Here is a 2,785-nt window from a genome sequence, read left to right as displayed (position 1 = left end):
GAATTGAGTGCTTGGCATACTGGGGGCGTCCATGTATGAGCGGGCTTGCCCCGCGCTGGGCTGCGAAGCGGCCCCAGAACCAGCGACGCGGTTTGTCTGGGTAGACGCGGTGGTCTTATGAGGGGCCGCTTCGCAGCCCAGCGCGGGGCAAGCCCGCTCACCACAGCAAGCCCCGCTCACCACGGAAGACGCTCTCGCCACAAATAAAACGTATGGACGCACACCCTCCCAGATGTTCCAAAGCCCGCTGAGATATCAGAGCCAGGCGGCGTCCCATAACGAAAAATCTCCGACCCGTTCCACCAGGCCGGCCCGCAGGGGATTGGCAATGATGTAGCGAGCCATCTTGCACACATCGTCCTGCGCACGTACCGCCCTGTCGTGATAACCGGGCTGCCAGACCCGCTCCTTGCTTTGGCGGCGTCGGTTGATGGTCAGCGTACTGCGCGACTTCACGCGCCTTATCACATCGGGCAAATTCCGTTGCTTCAACTCAAATAGCCAATGCACATGGTCTGGCATGATCACCCAGGCCATGGAATCGACCAGGCCCAGTTCATGCGCCTGCCGCAGCTCGATAACCAGCAGGCGACCCAGATAGAGGTCCGTAAATAAGGGGCGACGGTGATTCACGACGAAGGTCACCAGGTAGCTACGTCCATGTTCCGAATAGCGACCGTGACGCAGGCGATGGGATTGAGGTGTGGAGCGCATTGTGTGGCTCTATGTGACTGTTCTGAAGAGCTTTAACGCTAGCCCGAGATGAGTGACGAGCCCATGTCAGTTGATGACCGGATGTATCCAGACTTGCTCGCCTACAGCCCGGCAAGCTGGCCGTAAGCAGCGATGCCCTTTCTGGTGAGCAGACTTGTTGTGGTGAGCAGACTCGTTGTGGTGAACGGGGCTTGCTGTGGTGAGCGGGCTTGCCCCGCGCTGGGCTGCGAAGCAGCCCCAAACCCAGGCACCTCGGAGTGTCAGATGAAACCACATTGTCTGGAGTGGGGCTGCTTCGCAGCCCAACGCAGGGCAAGCCTGCTCACCACAGCAAGTCTGCTCACCACAGCAAGCCTAAAGCCCGCTCACTACACCCTAACAGCCGGCCGGCTCTGCGCTGGCCTGCGCCTTGTCTACCAGTCGCTGTACCCAGGCTGCATCCTGGGGGTTGATTACGCCGTAACGGTCCGGCGGGAAAAAGTGCCAGTGGTGCGCAAGCCCCGTGAGGCGCTTGTGTTCGTCGGCCGACAACCAGTACGTGGTGCGGGTCAACGGTATCGGTTCGCCATCGAAGCGGCGCCCGAGCATCACGTTGGTGCGGGGGGCGAAGGCCACGGCCAGGTTCTGGGCGGGGTGCAATTGTTTGTCGAGGGCTGGCATACATCCGACACGGTTGTAGGTGAAGTTGCCGGCGTATTCTTCCTTGAGCACCAGCCAGTGGCCCGCCGCCGTTGTGGCCACGATCCACTGTGAAACTCCGCTGCTCTGGGTACTGCTCCACTCGCCATCCTTCCACTGCGTCAGCGTGTTGCAGTCCGGGTCGAAGTCCGACACCCACAGACACGTACCCGCCACCAGCCTGTGGCGTTCCAGTTCCACCAGGCCCTGGCCCGGCATCGCCGCCCAGTAGCGTATGACCGGGTCGCGGCGGTCGCGCAGGTAGTTACGCAGCCCCCAGGCCACGATGACTGTGAGCGTCACCAGCACTTGCCAGCCAAAGGTATTGCCGACGATGCGATCAACCGCCAGTGTCGGCATGAACGTGGCGCTCAATAGCCACAAACCCGTCAGGAATACCAGGAACGGCAGGATCGCGCCCAAACACAGCGGCGCCATCAGCACCGTGAGCCAGTCAAAGCGTTGCCCGCGCGCGCTCTCGTAGGCCCACGCCTGCTCCTCAGCGAGCATCGGTGCCTCTTCGCGTGGGGCGATGTCGGGATCGGGAGTATGAAAGCGCCAGTAGCGCGTGTAGGGGTCTTCGTTCATGGCGCTCATCATGCCTTCCCCGCAGGGTCAGCGACACCGCTGATTACGTCGATCACACAGGCATTGCTCCAACCGCGATACAGTCATACGATGACTGATCACAACCATAAAAATAAAGGATCACCTGTGAACACGCCCCTCCTCCTGGCTACTGCAGTCATCTGCGGCCTCAGCGCCCACGCCAACGCGGCTACCTTCGCCTATATTTCCAGCCCCGGTGACGGGCTGATCTCCCAATACAGCCTGAACGAAAGCAACGGCGCATTGAGCCTGGTGAGTCAGGTGGCCGCCGGCGATCAGGTCAACCCAATGGCCCTGAGCCCCAACGGCAAAACCTTGTATGCCGCGTTGCGGGTCAAGCCATTCCAGGTGCAGGCGTTCAACGTTGACCCCACCACCGGGCGCTTGAGCGCAAAAGCCCAAGCGCCGCTGGCCGAAAGCATGGCGTACCTGGCCACCGACCGCACCGGGCGTTACCTGCTCGCCGCCTCGTATGGCGCCGACACCCTCAGCGTGCAGCCCGTCGATAAGGCCGAGCCGATCCTCACCTACAAGACGGGCCTGCACGCGCACTCCCTGCGCACCGACCCGAGCAATCGCTTTGCCTACGCGGGCAACCTGGGCACGGACCAGGTGCTGCAATACCGTTTCGATGCCGACACCGGCGCCCTCAGCCCCATCGGCAGCGGCTACGTGAGCGTGCCGGCCAATACCGGGCCTCGGCACCTGGCGTTTTCTACCGATGGCAAATTTTTGGTTCTTCACGGATTGCCGGGAAAGACGCTCTTGATCTTCATGAAAAAGA

General features: G+C 61.7%; 3 protein-coding genes. 1 reads left to right on the top strand and 2 read right to left on the bottom strand.

Features of this window, described 5'->3' with window-relative positions; all coding sequences use genetic code 11:
- Positions 1-255: 255 nt before the first annotated feature.
- Positions 256-714, bottom strand: coding sequence for an REP-associated tyrosine transposase (locus tag QRN10_RS23785; RefSeq protein ID WP_181081478.1), 459 nt, complete (start codon positions 712-714; stop codon positions 256-258).
- 375 nt (positions 715-1,089) lie between these two features.
- Entirely contained in the window at positions 1,090-1,980 is an 891-nt protein-coding gene (locus QRN10_RS23780) for a hypothetical protein (protein ID WP_285429292.1), read from the bottom strand.
- Between the two features lie 126 nt (positions 1,981-2,106).
- Between QRN10_RS23780 and QRN10_RS23775 the strand changes: the two genes are divergently transcribed.
- A partial coding sequence (locus QRN10_RS23775) for a lactonase family protein (protein ID WP_285429291.1) occupies positions 2,107-2,785 on the top strand: 679 nt, incomplete at its 3' end.

The organism is Pseudomonas sp. lyk4-R2A-8 (assembly GCF_030209095.1).
Classification (GTDB): Bacteria; Pseudomonadota; Gammaproteobacteria; order Pseudomonadales; family Pseudomonadaceae; genus Aquipseudomonas; species Aquipseudomonas quebecensis.
Note: the sequence above shows the minus strand (reverse complement) of the source record. Positions and strands in the feature narration are given on the sequence as shown.